This window comes from Streptomyces sp. DvalAA-43 (genome assembly GCF_900091725.1).
In the GTDB taxonomy this organism is placed as follows: domain Bacteria; phylum Actinomycetota; class Actinomycetes; order Streptomycetales; family Streptomycetaceae; genus Streptomyces; species Streptomyces pulveraceus.
Window position 1 is genome coordinate 1 of the sequence record NZ_FMBW01000051.1, and the last position, 16,975, is coordinate 16,975.

Below are 16,975 nucleotides of genomic sequence, written 5' to 3' on the forward strand. Positions count from 1 at the left end.
CCTAGGCGGTCAGGGCCCGGTCCACCAGCCGGGCCTAGGCGGTCAGGGCCCGGTCCACCAGCCGGAGCGCGGCCAGGTCCTGGGCGTCCTGCGCCGGATCGCCCATCCGCAGGGAGAACGTGGCGCTGGTCGCGGCCCGCGCACCGTCCGGCGTGACCCCGCTCTCGGAGACGATCCCCAGATGGGTTCCGCCATGGAACCAGATCCCGCCCCTGCTCCCCGCCACGGGACGCCAGGCGATGCCCAGCCCGTAGCGGACCCCCGGCGCCGCACTCCAGTCCTCGGCCACCACCGTCTCCTTCATCGCGGCCAGCTGGGCCGGGCGCAGCAGTCGGCCGCTCATCAGGGCGCGCAGGAAGACCCCGTGGTCGTGGGTGGTGCTGACGACGGAGCCTTCCGCCCCGCCGCCGGAGGCCAGCGTCGTGTCCGTCGGCTCGGCGCAGCCGGGGAACCAGGTGTACGCGGTGGCCGTGGGGTGGGGCAGGTACGGCGAGGTTCCCGGCGTGAACGTGTGGCGCAGGCCCAGGGGTTCGATGATCCGGTCGTGGATCTCCTGCGCCCAGGGGTTGCCGGTCACCTCCTCGATGATCAGGCCCGCCACCACGTAGTTGGTGTTGGAGTAGCCCCAGCGCCGTTCCCCGGTGGGCTGTCCGGGGTCCGGCAGCCACAGGGGCGGCCGGGTCAGAGCCGCCTTCAGCTGGTCCTCGGGGGCCGTGGTGCGGAACCGGGACCGGCGGTAGCCGTCCGGGGTGAACGCGTCGCCCGCGTCCGGTGAGACGGCGAGATAGTCGTTCAGCCCGCTGGTCTGGCGCAGCAGATCGGCGACCGTGATCCTGCGGCCGTCGTTGCCGTTGCCCCGCACGGCGCCGGGCAGCCACCGCTCGACGGTGTCCGTGAGCGCGAGCCGCCCCTCGCCCACCAGCTGGAGGGCGAGCGTGGCCGTGAAGGTCTTGGTGTCGCTGCCGATCCGGTAGGAGGCGTCCCAGGGGACCGGGCGGTCCGGGGTCCGCAGACCGGCGGATCCGGCGCGGGCCGTCGTCCGGCCGCGGGCGCTCTGCACCTCGGCCAGTACGCCGGTGGCGCCGGTGGCCAGGATCGCGTCCACATCGCCCTGGAGACGGCCCCGGAGCCCGGGGACGCGGCGGTGGGGCGCGGCGGCCGCCGCCGCGGGGCCGGACGCTCCGGTGAGCAGGGCCGCTGCTGTGGCCGCCAGGCCCGTACGTCTGCTGATCACCGGTCCTCCCCGGCGCGCTCGCAGGTCAGGTCGGCGCCGGGCAGTGTGCCGTCGCGCAGATAGCGGTTCACGGCATCGTCGGCGCAGGGGACGGGGGTGAGGCCGTCGAGTCCACGCCCGTACACCCCGTGCGAGCGGATGTCCGCCGTCACCAGCCGTGAACCGGTCAGCCGGCGGTGCAGGGCCAGGGCCCCTTCGTAGGGGACGTTGTTGTCCCGCCGGGCCTGGAGCATCAGTACGGGTACGTCGTTGCCGATCACCGTGGCGGGCTCACGGGATGTGCTGGTCCAGAACGCGCACGGGGCCATCATGCCGTTGACGAGCGGGCCGAAGACGGGCTGGGCGGCGCGGCTGCGCTCCATGTTCCGCCAGTACGTCTCCGGGTTCTCCGGCCAGCCGCCGGCCGGCCAGCCTCGGTCGCCGCACATGAAGAGGGCCCCGCCCAGCATGCTGTCCGCCAGCTCGGGCGAGGCGAGCAGCTCCAGCAGGGCGGCGAGCTCCGGGCCGGGCTCGACCGGCCGGCCCGCGGCGGCGTCGGTGAGATCGCGCACCGTACCGGCGAGCGCCGGATCGTACTCCTCGTGCTGGATGAACTGCCGCAGCACCAGCCGGAGCAACGGCGCGTCGAGCCGGACGCCGGAGACCGTGACCGGGCGCCGCTCGGCCCCGTCGAGCAACCGCTGGACGCTCGACCGCACCTCGGCGGCCGTGCCGCCGAGCCGGTAGGTGCCGTTCCGCTGTGCGGTCCACGCGGCCCAGGCGTCCAGTGCCTCTTCGAGCGGCTTGCCCGCCCGCTGGAAGAGTTCGTACTGGGTGGCCGCCGGGTCGGTCGAGGAGTCGATGACGATGCGGTCGGCGCGGCGGGGGAACATCTGGGCGTAGACGGCGCCCAGATCGGCGCCGTACGAGACGCCGTAGTACGACAGCCTGGGCTCGCCCAGCGCCGCGCGGATCGCGTCCATGTCGCGGGCGACGTTCCTGGTCGTGGCGTGCGGCAGGAGCCGGGCGTTGTCCCCGTGCTCCTCGCAGCGGCGTGCGGTGTCGCGGGCGGACCGTACCGACCGCTCGAAGTCCTCGCGGCGGGTGGTGGCCGGGCCGGGCGCGGGCGCCGGGGCGGCGGGGTCGCAGGCGATGGGGGTGGACTCGCCGAGGAAGCGGGGATCGAAGCCGATCAGGTCGTAGCGGTCCGCGACGTCCTTCAACGCGGGCCGCAGATGCAGGGTGTTGGCGAGTCCGGTGCCGCCAGGACCGCCCGGGTTGGACAGCAGGACGCCCCGCCGCTTCCCGTGCTTCGCACGGGCCTCGATGCGGGAGATCGCTATCTCGATCGTCGGGCCGCCGGGGTCCGAGTAGTCGAGGGGGACGGTCACCCTCGCGCACTGCGCGCCCGCTTCGTTCAGCTCCTGCTGCTGGGGCGAGCAGGGGCCCCAGACGAGGCGCTGGTGGGCGGGTGCGGTGAGGGTGGCGGGGGCGGCCGACGCGGGCACACCGCCCGCGAGTAAGGCGGTCAGGCCGAGACCGGCGGTGAGCAGGGAGGTGACGCGCATCGTGCTCCTCGGGATCAGGTGGATGACTCCCGCACGACGTTAGGGGCGTACGCGGTGCGAGAACATCGGGCCACCCGGCCGAAGCTTCCTGGGGCCAGCACCACCCCACCCACCAGGGGCGCGGCCGGTGGGGTCGGCCCCCTCAGCGGCGGGTCGACGGGGAGGGCACCACCCGGCCCCTCAGGGGCGCGGCTGGTCGTCCGGCCAGACCCCGATGTGGTCGCGCTCCAGCTCCAGCATCACGCGGTGCTCCATGCCGAGCGCCTCCGTGTAGTCGGCGGGCAGTTGCAGCCGGCCCGCCCGGTCGAGCATCGCGTACTCCCGGGCCACCTGGGACTCCAGACCCGTCGCCGCGTCGACCTCGGTGCGGCGCAGCACCTCGGAGGAGGTACGGCCGTCCCGGATCGCGACCGTACGGCGCACCTCGTCGGCCACCGCCTGGTCGTGCGTGACGATCACGATCGTAGTGCCGAGCTCCTCGTTGGCCCGGCGGAACGCCGCGAAGACCTGCTCGCCGGTGGCCGAGTCGAGCTCGCCGGTCGGTTCGTCGGCGAGCAGCACCGACGGGTTGTTGGCCAGCGCGACCGCGATCGCCACCCGCTGCTGCTGGCCGCCGGAGAGCTGCCGCGGGCGCCGGTCGCGGCAGTCCGCGACCTCCAGGATCCGGAGCAGCTCCTCGGCGCGGGCGGCCCGTTCGGCACCCCGGCTCCGGCCCCGGCCGCGCAGCTGCATCGGCAGGGTGACGTTCTGCACGGCGGTGAGGTACGGGAGGAGATTGCGGGCGGTCTGCTGCCAGACGAAGCCGACGATGTCGCGCCGGTAGCGGAGCCGTTCCTTCGGCCCCATCGACAGCAGATCGCAGCCCGCGACCTTCGCCGACCCGGCCGTCGGCACGTCGAGCCCCGCCAGGATGTTCATCAGCGTCGACTTGCCGCTGCCGGACGCGCCGACCAGGGCCATCAACTCGCCCTCGGTGACCAGGAGATCGAGGCCCTGGAGGGCCTGCACCTCCACCCCGTCCGCGGAGAAGATGCGGACCAGCCGGTCGCAGGCGATCAGCGCGTCGTGCCCGTACGAGGGCCGGTCGCGGCGCGCGTTGGCGCGCTGTTCGAGCTCGGCGAGCGTGGTGTCGGGCGACGTCATCGGGGGTCTCCTGACCTGAGTTCGTTGATCGGTCCGCGGCGCCCGGCCCACCAGGCCTGGACGGCGGCCACCGCGGCGGTGAGGACGACCACGCCGAGCGCCGGGAGCGTCAGCGACCACGGGTCGGCCCGCAGCGGAGCGGTGTCGAGTGCGGTGGAGCCGGGCCCGGCGGAGAGCGCCAGCCCCAGCAGATCGACACCCGGCGCCAGCAGCGCGATCGTCGCCCAGCCGACGAGCACCCCGCCGAAGGCCGCCAGCAGGGCCTGCGGCAGCGATTCGAGGCCGAGCAGCCGCCTGCCCTGCCGGGAGGTGAGGCCCATGGTCCGCAGCCGGGACAGCAGCGCCGTGCGTTCCGGGGCGGTCCGCAGCAGCGACAGCAGCACGGCGATCAGGGCGTAGCCCGCCCCGGCCGCGATCGCCGCCGCGTAGATCGCCCAGGCGCCCTTCTGCAGGGGGGTGTCGACGTACGCCGCCCGCTCTTCCGAGCGCAGCCGTACGGAGAAGCCCTCGCCCGCCTGCCGTGCCGCCGCCCGCAGCGCCTTCGCGTCCGGGGAAGCGCCGGTGACCAGCAGGGTGGTGGTCTGCTTGCGGGTCAGCGACGCGGCGTCGACGATCAGGAAGTCGCTGTCGGGGACGGCGGCGGTGCGCGGCACGACACCGGCCACCCGCACCGTGAGGTCCCCGGCCGGGGTGGACAGCTCGCGCGGCCCGTCGCCGAGTTCCGCCGCGACGGACGGCGACGCGATCACGGGCAGCACCGCGCCCTTCGACGCGGCGGCCCCCTTCGCCACCGCGCCGCCCGCCGACCGCAACCGGTCGGCGGGGAACGGGCCCAGGCCCGTCGACCGGGCCAGCCGGGCGTACGCCGCCGGGTCGACCCCCAGCACGGTGGTGTTCTTCATGCGGCCGGTCCCGTCCCGGTCGGCGGGCAGCGGCACACCGGACACGACCTGGACCGCCGCCACCTCCCGTACGCCGTCCGCCGCCCGGACCGCGCGGATCAGCCGGTCCGGCAGCGGCGCGGCGTCGAGCACCCCGCTGATCCGGGCGTCCGCGCCGACCGTGTGCAGGGCCGCCCGGTCCCGCGCGTCCGCGACGCCCGCGAGCACCGAGCCGCCGAACGCCGCCGTGGTCAGCGCGAGCAGCAGCGCCAGCAGCGGCAGCGCACCGCCCGCCGACCCCCGCCCGGCGCGGGCCAGCGACAGGAAGCCGACCGCACCGCGCCGCCGGGCGACGGCGCGCGAGGCGAGACGCAGCGGCAGCGGAAGCAGCCGCACCAGGACCAGGGCGGCGATCAGCCCGACGAGTACGGGGGCGGCGCTGAGCAGCAGGTCGCCGCCGCCGTCGCCCGTGCCGCGCCGGCGCAGGCCGACGACCGCGCCGACGGCCAGTACCAACGCGGTGAGTTCGGCGACGGTGCGGCGCCGGGACGGGCGGGCGTCCATCAGGTCCTCGCGGGCCCCGGGCAGCTGCGGCCTGCGGTGCGGCAGCACCGCACCCAGCGGCAGGGCGAGGCAGACCAGCGCGGCGACGGCGGCCGGTCCGACGACGGACGGCCCCAGCCGGGCCCGGTCGAAGAAGGGCACGGCGAGCAGCAGACCCAGCGCCGCCGCGGGCACCGCGATCACCACCGTCTCGGCGAACAGGCGGCCGCCGATGCCGTACAGCGATCCGCCGCGCGCCCGCAGCAGTGCCAGTTCGGCGCGGCGTCGCCCGCCGACCAGCCCGGCGGTCATCAGCACCACGACGGCGGCGACGGCCCCGATGCCCACGGCGGCGACCGTGACGATGGGGCCGATCGCCGTACGCAGGGTGGCGTACCCGGTGAGGATCTCGTCCAGGTCGGTCGTGAAGGTGGCGTTGGAACCGGCCAACGCGCGCATCCGCACCAGCCCGGGGCCGCCCTCCAGCGAGGCGATCGACGAGCTCAGCCCCGCCAGTCGGGAGGCGGTGAGGGCGGAGGCGTCCGGCGCGAACCGCCAGAACATCTCCGGCTCGCCCGTCGTGGCGAGCAGCACGGGCGCGGCGTCCGGCGGCAGCAGCACGGCCGCTGTCCAGTAGTTGCGCGGGGGGTACAGATTCGGTTCGGGGACCAGCGCCGGGGTCCGGAGCAGCGGCTGGGCCGACCAGTAGGCCGTCCCGGGGTGCTTCGGGGCGACGATGCCGGTGATCCGGACGGTCAGCCGCTTCCCGTCCTGGGTCGGCACGGTGATGGTGGAGCCGGGCTTCGCCCGCAGGGCCTTCGCCGTCTCCTCGGTGACCGCGCCCTCCACCTCGGGCGTGCTCTCGGTGACCTCGCCGTGGACGGCGGGCCAGGCCCCGGCGCGCAGGGTGGCGTGGTCCGGGAGGGCGGACAGGGTGGAGTAGGTCAGCTGGGGGGCTACGCGGTCCGGCCGCGGCAGCCAGCGGTCCTGCGAGGCCATCGGCTTGCTGGTGCGGAAGCCGTACGCGGAGTCGGCGGTGTCGGGCAGCACCTCGGCGGGCAGCGCGGACCGCACCTTGTCGTGGACGGGCGCCAGCGCCGCCGCGCGCACGGCCGCCTCGCGCTCCTTCGGGGGGAGCTGGAGTTCGGGCTGCGGATTGTTCAGCTCCAGCACACTGTGCCGGGGGTCCGCGACGGCGATGTCGTGGCGCAGCCCCTCGTCGGCGTGCTGTTCGACGGCGCGCGGGAAGGCGGCCGCGAGGAACGAGGTCAGCAGGACCAGCAGCCCCAGCGCCCAGGCCGTGCCGGGAGCGGTGCGCAGCCGGGTACGGACCCAGGGCGCGGCGGCACGGGCACCGCCGTCTCGAACGGAACGCGCAGTCATGTCAGTTGTCCCCCTGGACGCGCAGCGAGGCCGCGGGGTCGGCGCCGCGCAGGGCCAGCGACACGACGATCAGCAGCGGCAGCACGGCCACCCCCGCCAGCAGCGCCGCGATCTGCCCGGCCGGCAGTTGCACCAGCACCCCCGGCACCGGCGCGGTGGCCTGTCCGGTCAGTACGACGAGCGGAACCACGGCGCGGTTCAGCACCGCCCCGAGCACGGTCCCGACCAGCAGCGCGATCGCGATCAGTACGCCCTGCTCGACCGCGATCATCCTGGTCAGCCGTCGGCGCGGAGTGCCCAGCGCCCGCAGGACGGCGAACTCGGCGGCCCGCTCCCGCTGCGCGCCCACCGCGCTCACCGCGAAGCCGACCGCGGCCAGGGCGGCGGCGACCACCGCCACCGCGGGCAGCGCGGACTGCGGCCCGGCGCCCAGCGGATCGCCGACCAGTTCCCGCGCGATCTCGTCCCGCACGAGGACCTGTGCCGGATCGGTGTCGGGCTGTGCCCGCAGCGCGGCGGCGGCCTTCGCGGCCTGCCCGGGGGCGGTGCTCAGCCACCACTCGTTGGCGGTGAGCACGGCGCCGGGGCGCTGCGCGAAGACCTGGCCGACGGCCCGGAAGTCGAGCAGCAGGGCGCCGCCGTCGCGGTCCTCGGCGCGCCCGGGAGCGGAGTCGTCCGATCCGGTGCCGGTGGTCGGCAGCCGGCGCACCGTGTCCACGATCCGCACCCGGACCGTCTCCCCGGCCAGCGTGACATCGACGCTCTGGCCCTTCTTCGCTCCGGCGGCCTTCAGATACGCGTCGGTGACGATGGCGTTCGGCATCGGGGCCTCGGGACGCGGTGCGGTGGCCCGTACGGAGAAGGCGGGCGTGTAGTTCCATGTGTCGGGGGCGGAGCCGGTGTCGTACCCGACGGTCAGCGGGCTCTTCGCGGAGGCCGTGGCGTCCACCGCCTCGCCGGCCTCCGTCTCGCCACCGTTGCCGGTGCCGGTCAGCTCGGCGCGCCAGCCGAACCCCCCGGGGACCGGCACCGGGTGCTCGGTGCCGTCGGCCGTCACGGTCCGCAGGGAGCCGATGCCGAGCCGCTGGGATTGACCCGGACCGGTCGGCCGGTTGCCGTTCAGCTCGAATCCGGTCACGGCGAAGTCACCCGCGGCGGACACCGCGAAGTCGACCGGATGAGCCTTGCCGTCCACGGGCACGGCCCCGGCCGACACCCGGTAGGGCAGGCCGTAGCGGTCCTCCAGCAGCACGGCGAGGACCGGATCGTCGCCCGTCCCCGCGCGCGACCCGTCCGCCGTGATCCGGGCGTCGAACCGGAGCCGCTCGCTCTGCTCCGGCAGCACCAGTCCGGCCCGTGCGGTCCTCGGCGCGGCGAGCGGGTCGAACAGCCGCTCCCGCGGCCGGTCGCCGAGGTCGTCCCGGATCAGCATCCGCTCGGCGGCGTGCGCGGTGTCCAGGGCGAGGACCGAGGCGGTGCGGTCACCCGAGAGCTCCGTGGTGGTGCGGAACGCGGGCGCCGCGTCCCGTACGCCCGGCAGCCGCGCGTACCCGCCGGACTTCACCGGATCGTCGTCGGCTCCGGTCAGCACGCGCAGCGACGCTCCGGCCCGGAAATCCGCCTGGTCGGCCTGCGAACGGTCCCAGGAGGCGCGCTGCCCGACGGCCAGCATGCCCATCGCCACCGCGAGGACCAGCAGCAGCACGGGCCCGGCGTTGCGCAGCGGGCGCCGGCTGAACTGCCAGCCGGACAGGGCCGCGATCAGCCCCCGGCCACCCGCCGCGGCGCGCTCCGCGAGCCGGGCCGCGGGCGGCAGCAGCCGCAGCGTCAGCACGGTGCCCGCGAGCAGCAGCAGCGCGGGCGCCGCGACCAGCAGCGGATCGACGCCGAGTCGGCCCTGCCGGTCCCCGCTCAGCGCACCGCCGCCGACATCCGTGGCCCGGCGGTCGAGCTGCCAGTACGCCACCGCCGCGATCACCAGCAGGCCGAGGTCGGCACCGGCCCGCAGCGGCGCGGGCAGCGACGCGGCCCGCCCGGCCCGGCGGTCCCGGGCCCCCGCCGCCAGCGCGGGCGCCACGACGGCCAGTGCGCAGGCGAGCGCGGTGACGACGGCGACCAGCCACACGGTGGCGGTGGCACCGCCGTCGAGCCGCAGCCCGATCCGGGACAGCGCGCTGCGGCTCGCGAGCAGCCGGGTCAGCGGCCCGGCGAGCAGCGGGGCGACGAGCGCGGCGGGCAGGGCGAGCAGCAGCGCCTCGATCGCGGCGAGCGCCGTGATGCGGCCGCGCGATCCGCCCCGGGCCCGCAGCAGCCGGGTCTCCCCGTCGCGCTCGCTGCTCAGCAGCCGGGCCACCAGCAGCAGCGCGTACCCCGCGAGCAGCACCAGCTGGACGGCCACGATCATCAGCGTCGAGCGGGAGACCAGCAGCGCCCGGTCGATCTGCTCCAGCACCCGGGGGAGCGAGGTCCGCGCGGTGGCGCCGCTCTTGAACTCGGGAGCGGCCGTCACCGTCTTCGGAGCGGCCGTGGCGGCGCCGTGCAGCGCGTCGATGCGGTCCGTGGTGACCGTACGGAAATCGGCGGCCGCCAGCCAGGACATCGTTCCGGAGCTGACCCGTCCGGAGCCGGGCACGGAGGGGGCGGTGAGCAGTGGGCCGTAGGTCGTGAAGGCGAGCCTGCGGATGCCGCGCCCGCCGAGCTCGTCCAGCTGCCAGTACGGATCGGCCGCGTCGGACACCTCGTACACGCCCGTGACCAGGACGCGCAGCGGCTTGTCGGTCAGCCGGTCGGTGACGGTGATCCGCGCACCGGGCTTCAGCTTCAGCGCCTGGGCGGCCGTCCGCGGCAGGGCGACCTGGACGGGCCCGCCGGCCTTCCCGCCGTCCGCCGCGGGCATGCGGCCCGCGGTGATCCGGATCCGGCTGCGGTCGAGCGAGGCGAAGTGGGTGAGATCGGGCTCGCCGTCCCCGCCGCGCGTGGTCCGCAGCGCGCGCGGCAGCGCGTACGCCCCCGAGGTCTCCAGGGTCCGGACGGTCACCGGAAGGCCGTCGAAGGCCTCGCGGGCCGCTTTCCGGGCGGTCGCGTCGGCCGCGTCCCGCTGTGCGGGCGCCACCTGCGCGGACATCACGAGGGAGGCGGCGGCCGCCGAGCGGTGGGTGAGGGCGTGGCGGAGCGCCGCGTCACCGACGGAGCCGGAGAAGGCGGTGAGCGCGGCCAGCACCGAGGTGGTCAGCAGCACGGCGAGAACGGCCGCGGAGAGCAGGAGCCGATGGGCCCGCACCCGGAGAAAGACGAACCCCGTCACTCACGCCCCCCTGGGCCCTCATCACACGACGCCCCCCGGCGTTCCATGGATGCTTTCAAGGCACAGGGGCTCTTGGAAACCGCTTGCGTGCGTACTTGATGCGATTGTGATCGTTTATCGGTGATGGAGGACCGAATTCCGCGCTTTCGTTGCAGAGAAGTGAGGTGAGGTCAGCCCTCGGTGTTCACCATCGAGGCGGCGGCGTAGGTCAGGTAGTCCCACAGCTGCCGCTCGTGCTCCGGCGCCAGCCCGAGCTCGTCGAGCGCCACCCGCATATGGCTCAGCCAGGCGTCGTGCGCCGCCCGGTCCACCCGGAACGGGACGTGCCGCATCCGCAGCCGGGGGTGCCCGCGCTGCTCGCCGTAGGTACGGGGCCCGCCCCAGTACTGCATCAGGAACAGCGTGAACCGCTCCTCGGCCGGGCCCAGATCCTCCTCCGGGTACATCGGCCGGAGCAGCGGATCCCCTGCTACCCCCTGGTAGAAGCGGTGCACCAGGCGTCGGAAGGTCTCCTCGCCGCCGACCTGCTCGTAGAAGGTCTGCTCCTGAAGCGTGTCGCGCGGAATCTCTGTCACCCGTCCATCGTCGCAGACGCACCGGCCGAGGACCGGGGTCCTAGGACTATCCGGCAGCCCGGTGACCCGGCAGCGCGCGCCCCGCCCGGCTTCCTGGCTCCCGGGCCCCCGGCGCAGGAAGGTGGAGGTATGGACGCGCACACCGACCGGTTCGCCGCGGCCGCCGCCGAGGAGCGGTGGGCGATGGTGCGCGCCATCGTGGCCGGCGGGGCGCTGGGCGACCCGGGCTGGCGGGCCGCCTTCGAGGAGGTGCCGCGGCACCTGTTCGTGCCGTACTACTTCGCGGGCGGCGGCCACGACCGCCTGTGGTGCGAGGACCCCGACCCGGACCGGCGGGCCCGGTGGCTGCGCGGGGCGTACGAGGACGGGCCGCTGGCCACCCGTATCCGGGACGGCGAACTGATCTCGTCGAGCAGCCAGCCGTCGCTGATGGCCCGGATGCTCGAAGAGCTGGACGTACGCGACGGGCAGCGGGTCCTGGAGATCGGCGCGGGCAGCGGCTACAACGCGGCGCTGCTCGCCCACCGGCTCGGCGACGACGCCGTGACCACCGTCGACCTCGACCCGGAGATCACCGAGTCGGCCCGCCGGCACCTGGCCGCGGCCGGGTACCACCCGGCGGTGATCACCGGGGACGGGGCACGGGGCTGGCCCCCGCGCGGCCCCTACGACCGGATCATCGCGACCTGCACCCTGCCCTGCGTACCGCAGCCCTGGCTGGAGCAGTGCGTACCGGGCGCCCGGATCCTGGCCCCGTTCGCCACCGGACTGATCGCGCTGCGGGTACGGGAAGGCGCGCACGGGAAGTACGCCGAGGGCCGGTTCCTGCACACGGCGGCCTACTTCGTACCGCTGCGCGGCGGGCCGACGCGGCCCGAACGGCGCCCACGGACCGGAGCGGTGCCCCGGCGCATCAGCGAGAACGATCTCTTCCGGTTCCTGCTGGCGCTCACCGGAGCCACCCTCGACCCGCACGAGGCACTCTCCCTCTGGCGGCGCGAGCACCATCCCGAGCGGGAGAGATTCGGCATCACGGTCACCGACGGGCGGCAGTGGGCCTGGCTGGACGACCCCGCGGGGCCGTACGCCTGGCCACTGCCCACCGCGTGAGGCGGATCAGTCCCGGCGGACCGTGATCGTCGTCCACGCCCCGACGTGCACCCGGTCGCCGTCCTGGAGCGGGACGGGGACATAGGGCTGGATCGGGTCCTCGGCGCCGTTGAGCGTGGTGCCGTTGGTGGAGTTCTGGTCGACCACGGCCCAGCTGCCGTCGGGCTGCTGCACCAGCACCGCGTGCTGGTGCGAGACGCCCGGGTCCTCCGGCGGCACGGACAGATCGATGTCCGGGGACTCGCCGGTGCTCTGCCTGCGACGGCCGATGGTGATCTGGTTGCCGGAGAGCGGAAGCTGTTGTTCCGGGGAGTACGCGGGCAGGTTCAGCCCGGTCGCCTCGGGGCCGCTGCGCTGCATCATCGCCAGGAAGTACTCACGGTCCGGGGCGATGACCGCGGTCCAGCTCGCGGGCGGCTGGTTCTGTGCCTGCCCCGGGAACGGCGGCTGTTCCCGCTGTGGCGGCGCCGACTGCTGCGGCGGGGCCTGGGTACGGGACGGCGGCGACAGCATCCAGTCGTCGTCCCCGCCCTGCGGTCCCTGCGGCGGGGCCGGCGGCTGCGGCGACTGCTGCTGCGGGGCGGGCGGACCGGGCCGCTCGAACGAGGGCGGCGCCGACTGCTGCTGGAACGGCGGCGGCGCGGACTGCTGCTGGAACGGCGCGGGCGGCGCGGACTGCTGGAAGGACGGCGGAGGCGGCGGACCCTGCTGCTGGAACGGCGGCGGGGGCGACTGCGGGCCGGCACCGGGCGCCGGGGGACCGGGACGGTTTCCCCGCTCGGGGGAGAGCGGCTCGGCCGGGCGGTTCATCTGCGAGGGCCGCGAGCCCTGGTAGTCGAACGGATCGCGCTGCTGCGGGGCGGGCGGCTGCTGCGCCTGGAAGCCGGGCGGCAGGTTGAGTCCGGGCGGCGGGCCGGGAACGCCGTGGGCCGGGGCCAGCGGCGTGTACGACGTCGCGGTGTTCGTGAGGAAGTTCCAGCGGCACTCCTCGCAGAACGGCGCCATCGCCTCGCGCGGCGTGCGGCACTGCGGGCAGAGCTCGGCCTGCTGGGTCGCATCGGCTCCGGGGCCCGGCGGGAAGCCGTAACCGGTGGCGGGCGGCGGAGGCGGCGGCGGGGGGACCGCGCCCGCAGGCGCGCCCGCGCCGGTCATGCGATGGCCGCAGACCTCGCACCAGTCATCGGAACCCGACTGGTGTCCGTTCGGGCAGGTCGGCATGTCGGCGCTTCCCCCTCTCCTGGGCCGGCCCCGGGGGCCGGCGTATTGTCCAGCTCTTCGCCCCCGGCGGATCGCTCCGGCCGGGCGGTTCGGTCAGGTGGCTCTGTGGTTACTTCTTGACGCGGACGGTCTTGGTCGAGCGCGTTTCGAGGGTCATCTCGTCGGCGTCCGCGACCTTTGCCTTCAGTCGCACAGTACCGGTCGCCGCATCGACGACGTCCACCACCTTCGAAAGCAGTTTCGCAGTGTCCTCGTTCCCGGACGCCGATGCCAGCTGCACCGCACGGCCCAGTTTCGCGGTCGCGCCGTCGAAGTCTCCCGACTTGCGGGCATCGAGCCCCTGCTGGATGACCTGTGCCAGTTCCACCTGGCCGGTGTAGTGCGCGACCTGCGGATTGATCGAGGTGGACGCCACCATGTCCTCGGTCCACACGGCCCGGACCAGGCCCTGCGAGAGGGTCTGCGGGGCGCCGCCCGACGGATCGGGGAGGACCAGCGAGACCCGGCACGCCAGCATTTCCTGGCCGATTCCGGCCTGCGGCACGGTCACGCACACGTGGTAGTCGCGGGACTCGTCGCCCCACGAGCCGGTGGGATAGTCCCCGGCGCGCGGGCCCGTCTCGGTGCGCCGGCCGGTCAGATCGACGACCGTCGGTGCGACCTGTTTCACAAAGGTGATCTCGACCCCGACGGGCGTCCAGAGCCGCAGCGCGACATCCGCGACCTCCTTGCCCATCGCGTTCTCCATCATGTGCGTGAAGTCGGCGGCCAGCCCCGCCGGGTCGGCGACGATGTCGGCCGTGCCGAGCAGGGCGGAGGCGATGGCTGTGACCTCTTTCACCTCCCAGTCGGTGCCGACACCGCGGGCGTCGCAGGTGAAGCGGCCCGCGCAGGATTCGAGCGCGGCCCGCAGATCCTCCGGCGCCTCGTGCTCGTTGCGGCCGTCGGTGAGCAGGATGCCGTGCCGGATGCTCACATCGGCCGCGCCGAGCAGCCGGTCGGCCAGCCGCAGCCAGGTGCCGATCGCCGTACCGCCACCGGCCTTGAGCGCCCGCAGGGCCCCCTTCGCCTGGGCCCTGGTCCGTGCGTCCGCCACGGCGAGCCTGCCGTTGCCGGGGTAGACCTCCCTGGCGACGTGCGTACCGTCGACGACGGCGAACGAGGTGCCGTCGCGCAGGGTGTCGATGGCCGCCGCCGTCGCGTCACGGGCGTTGCGCATCTTCGTCGGCGGGTAGTCCATCGAACCGGAGCAGTCGACCATGATCACCACGGCGGCCTTCGGTGCCTGCCCGGGAACGCGCGCGGGCGCGGCGGTCGCACCGGACAGCGGGACGCCGCCGGTGGTGCCGCCCCCGGTCGAGGTGACCGTGACGATCGCGTTGACCTCGCGCCCGCCTTCCGGCAGGTATTCGTTCTGGTACACCTCGACGGAGAACTGCGGCACGTTCGACTTGGAGAAGTTGGCCATCTGGTCGGCTCCTTGGGACTCCAGATGTCGGATGAAGACAGCTGAGAGGGAAGAAAAGCGGGCGAAGGCGGCGGCGCGGGGCGTGCGGTCGGAACTGGAACCAGGCGTTACGGAACGGGACTCACGTGGTATCGCAGGCCGATCCTGCCCCCTGGGGCTCCACGGCGAACGGCAGCAGAGCCACTGTTACGTTGTCGTGGCCCCCACCGTCGAGCGCATGCCCCACCAGCACCTGGGCGCCGTGCAGCGGCCGTTGGTGCGCGTCGGCCGGAACCGCCGCGGCCATCTCGGCCGCCGACTCCGCGTAGTTCCACAGGCCGTCCGTGCAGACGACCACCAGACCGGACCGGTCCGGCTTGAAGGACGCGGTGTGCGGTTCCAGGTCGTACGCGTCGGCGCCGAGCCACCCCGTGATGGCGTGGGCGCGCTCGTCCGCGTACGCCTCGGCCTCGTTCATCAGGCCGGTCGCCACCATCTGCGCGGCCCAGGAGTCGTCCTCGGTCAGCCGGGCGGGCGGGTTGGCACGGTCGTCGGGCACCCAGTAGACGCGGCTGTCGCCGACCCAGCCGACGATCAGCAGGTCGTTCGCCAGGATCGAGCCGACCAGGGTGCACGCCGGGGCGTTCTGGTGGCGGTGCCGGTCGTGCTCCATGGCCCGGCCGGGCTCCTGCGCCAGGGCGTTGACCGCCTCGGCCGCCGCGAGGATCGCCTCGTGCATCGCCTGCTGCGGATGGGTGCCTCGCGGCAGCGACTCCAGGAGCGCCTCGTTGGCCGCGCTCGCGGCGGCCGCCGACGCCTCGTCCGGGCGGCTGGCCGACGAGACGCCGTCGCAGACGATCGCGACGACGGCCGGGGAGCCGTCGGGGAGCGCGGTGGTCGACACCGCGAACGCGTCCTCGTTGCGGTGATGGCGCAGTCCCCGGTCGCTGACGGCGGCCACCGAACCGAGCTCCTGCTCCATGTGATCGCGCTCGCGCGGCTGGGCATGACCGCAGTTCTCGCAGTAGCCATCGGTGTCGACCCGGCCGGCCCGGCAGGCCACACACACCCGGGTACCGGCCGGCGGCGTGGCCGCCACCGGTTCCGCGGCGGGGGTACGGGGGTCGGGCGCGGACGCCGGGGCGGCCTGCGGCGCACCCGCCGGGGCGGGCGCGGCCAGCTCGAAGTCGCCCGATCCGCCCGGTTCAGCCGTCCCGTCCGTCCCGTCCGATCCGGCCCGCCGGTCGGAACGGACCTCCGGCGCGGGATCCGCCGCACCGCCCTCCGGCGGTGCGGCCAGGGCGATCGTCGGGTGGTCCTGGGGAACGGGGGGCACGGCCGACAGGTCGTACCCGCACGCACCACAGAACAGGTCCCCCGGCTCCAGCGGCTCCTCGCAACCGGGGCACTTCGACAGGGCCGTCTCCTGGGGCTTCTGCGACATTTTCACACCCACGTCCGGGGGCGGAAGCGGTTGGCCCGCTCCACCAGTTCGATCCTCTCATCGCCGGGCTCCGCAAGCCTGGCGAGCATCCTGTACGAACGTTCGAGCCCGAAGCGCAGGCCCCGTTCGTCCAGCTCACTGCCGAGCAGCGTTCCCGGTCCGGCCGGCCCGGCAGGTGCGGGCGACTGCGCCGCCGGGCTGCCCGCGAGCACCCAGTCCAGCGCCGTCCCCAGCACCTCGGTCGACAGCTGTTCCCGGCGCACCGCGTCCAGCCCGAAACCGGCCAGCCCCGAGACCTGGGCCGAGGCGGCCATCAGATCGTCGATCAGCGGCTCGTCCGGGGCCCGCCCACGCAGCCGGGCCCGCACCGCGGCGACCCGGGCCGCCGTGTAGTGGATCGACGCCTCGGGCACCGACTCCAGCGCCCCGACGGCCCCGGCCCGGTCCCCGGCCGCGATCCGCACCCGGGCCAGCCCGAAGGCGGCGCTGACGAAGCTCGGGTCGGTCGTCCACACCAGGCGGTAGTACTCGGCGGCGTTGTCCAGCTGACCCAGGACCTCCGCGCAGATCCCCAGCGCCAGCTTGGGCGCCGGCTCGCCGGGGAACGCGTCGTACACCGCGTCGAAGGAGAGCGCCGCGTTCTCGTGGTCACCGGTCACCAGCGAGGTGATGCCGCGGTACCAGACCACCCGCCAGTCGTCCGGGTACTGGCCCTCCATCGCCGTCAGGGTCCGGCCCGCCGCACCGACCTCGCTCAGCTCCAGGCGGGCGCGCAGCTCGCGCAGCCGGGTCTCCAGCGAGGCCGCGGGCACCGCGTCCAGTGCGGCGATCAGCTCGGCCGGGGCGGTGGCCATCAGTCCGGCGAGGAAACCCGCGTTGGCGTCGCTCGCGTCGACCCGGGGCACGGGCAGCGCGAGCGCGGTGGACCGCACGTCCAGCCCGGCCGGCCGGGCGCCGCCGGGAACGGGGAGCCCGGCCGGCGTACCGGAGCCGCCGGCCGGGACCCGGGGCGCCGGAACCGCGGTCCGGGTCTGCGCGTACGCCAGGGCCTCGCCGCTCGGGCCCGGTACGCCGCCGGGCCCGACATGGGTGGGCGGCGCGGTCAGCGGACCGGCCCCCGGCGCGGCGTACCCGGGAGCGGGCGGG

Annotated in this window: 11 protein-coding genes; 1 reads left to right on the forward strand and 10 read right to left on the reverse strand. The window is 74.9% G+C overall.

Annotation, left to right across the window (positions count from 1 at the left end):
• Positions 1-34: 34 nt before the first annotated feature.
• The 6 genes from GA0115234_RS21040 to GA0115234_RS21065 form a co-directional block, all read right to left on the reverse strand.
• Entirely contained in the window at positions 35-1,234 is a 1,200-nt protein-coding gene (locus GA0115234_RS21040; protein WP_093543916.1) for a serine hydrolase domain-containing protein, read from the reverse strand.
• Positions 1,231-2,781 (reverse strand): alpha/beta hydrolase, encoded by a 1,551-nt coding sequence (locus GA0115234_RS21045; protein WP_093543918.1) that lies wholly within the window; start codon positions 2,779-2,781, stop codon positions 1,231-1,233. Before GA0115234_RS21045 ends, GA0115234_RS21040 begins: the two co-directional genes overlap by 4 nt.
• 180 nt (positions 2,782-2,961) lie before the next feature.
• Complete coding sequence (locus GA0115234_RS21050; RefSeq protein WP_093543920.1) at positions 2,962-3,924, reverse strand: ABC transporter ATP-binding protein; 963 nt, start codon at positions 3,922-3,924, stop codon at positions 2,962-2,964.
• Positions 3,921-6,731: an FtsX-like permease family protein gene (locus GA0115234_RS21055; RefSeq protein ID WP_093543922.1), complete on the reverse strand. Its 2,811-nt coding sequence runs from the start codon at positions 6,729-6,731 to the stop codon at positions 3,921-3,923. Before GA0115234_RS21055 ends, GA0115234_RS21050 begins: the two co-directional genes overlap by 4 nt.
• A 1-nt stretch (position 6,732) precedes the next feature.
• On the reverse strand, positions 6,733-10,035 hold the full coding sequence (locus GA0115234_RS21060) for an FtsX-like permease family protein (protein ID WP_093543924.1): 3,303 nt from the start codon (positions 10,033-10,035) through the stop codon (positions 6,733-6,735).
• Positions 10,036-10,205: 170 nt separating this feature from the next.
• Positions 10,206-10,610: a globin gene (locus GA0115234_RS21065; RefSeq protein WP_093543926.1), complete on the reverse strand. Its 405-nt coding sequence runs from the start codon at positions 10,608-10,610 to the stop codon at positions 10,206-10,208.
• A gap of 129 nt (positions 10,611-10,739) precedes the next feature.
• Between GA0115234_RS21065 and GA0115234_RS21070 the strand changes: the two genes are divergently transcribed.
• Positions 10,740-11,720: a methyltransferase domain-containing protein gene (locus tag GA0115234_RS21070; protein WP_093543928.1), complete on the forward strand. Its 981-nt coding sequence runs from the start codon at positions 10,740-10,742 to the stop codon at positions 11,718-11,720.
• A gap of 6 nt (positions 11,721-11,726) precedes the next feature.
• Here GA0115234_RS21070 and GA0115234_RS21075 read toward each other — a convergent pair whose 3' ends face one another.
• The 4 genes from GA0115234_RS21075 to GA0115234_RS21090 all read right to left on the reverse strand — a co-directional run.
• Entirely contained in the window at positions 11,727-12,938 is a 1,212-nt protein-coding gene (locus tag GA0115234_RS21075) for an FHA domain-containing protein (protein WP_093543930.1), read from the reverse strand.
• Between the two features lie 109 nt (positions 12,939-13,047).
• Complete coding sequence (locus GA0115234_RS21080; protein ID WP_093543932.1) at positions 13,048-14,406, reverse strand: vWA domain-containing protein; 1,359 nt, start codon at positions 14,404-14,406, stop codon at positions 13,048-13,050.
• A gap of 121 nt (positions 14,407-14,527) precedes the next feature.
• Positions 14,528-15,829 carry a protein phosphatase 2C domain-containing protein gene (locus GA0115234_RS21085; protein ID WP_176729230.1) on the reverse strand — a complete coding sequence of 434 codons (1,302 nt, stop codon included), beginning with the start codon at positions 15,827-15,829 and terminating at the stop codon, positions 14,528-14,530.
• Between the two features lie 2 nt (positions 15,830-15,831).
• The coding region (locus tag GA0115234_RS21090) for a tetratricopeptide repeat protein (RefSeq protein ID WP_161275626.1) at positions 15,832-16,975 on the reverse strand (1,144 nt) is incomplete at its 5' end.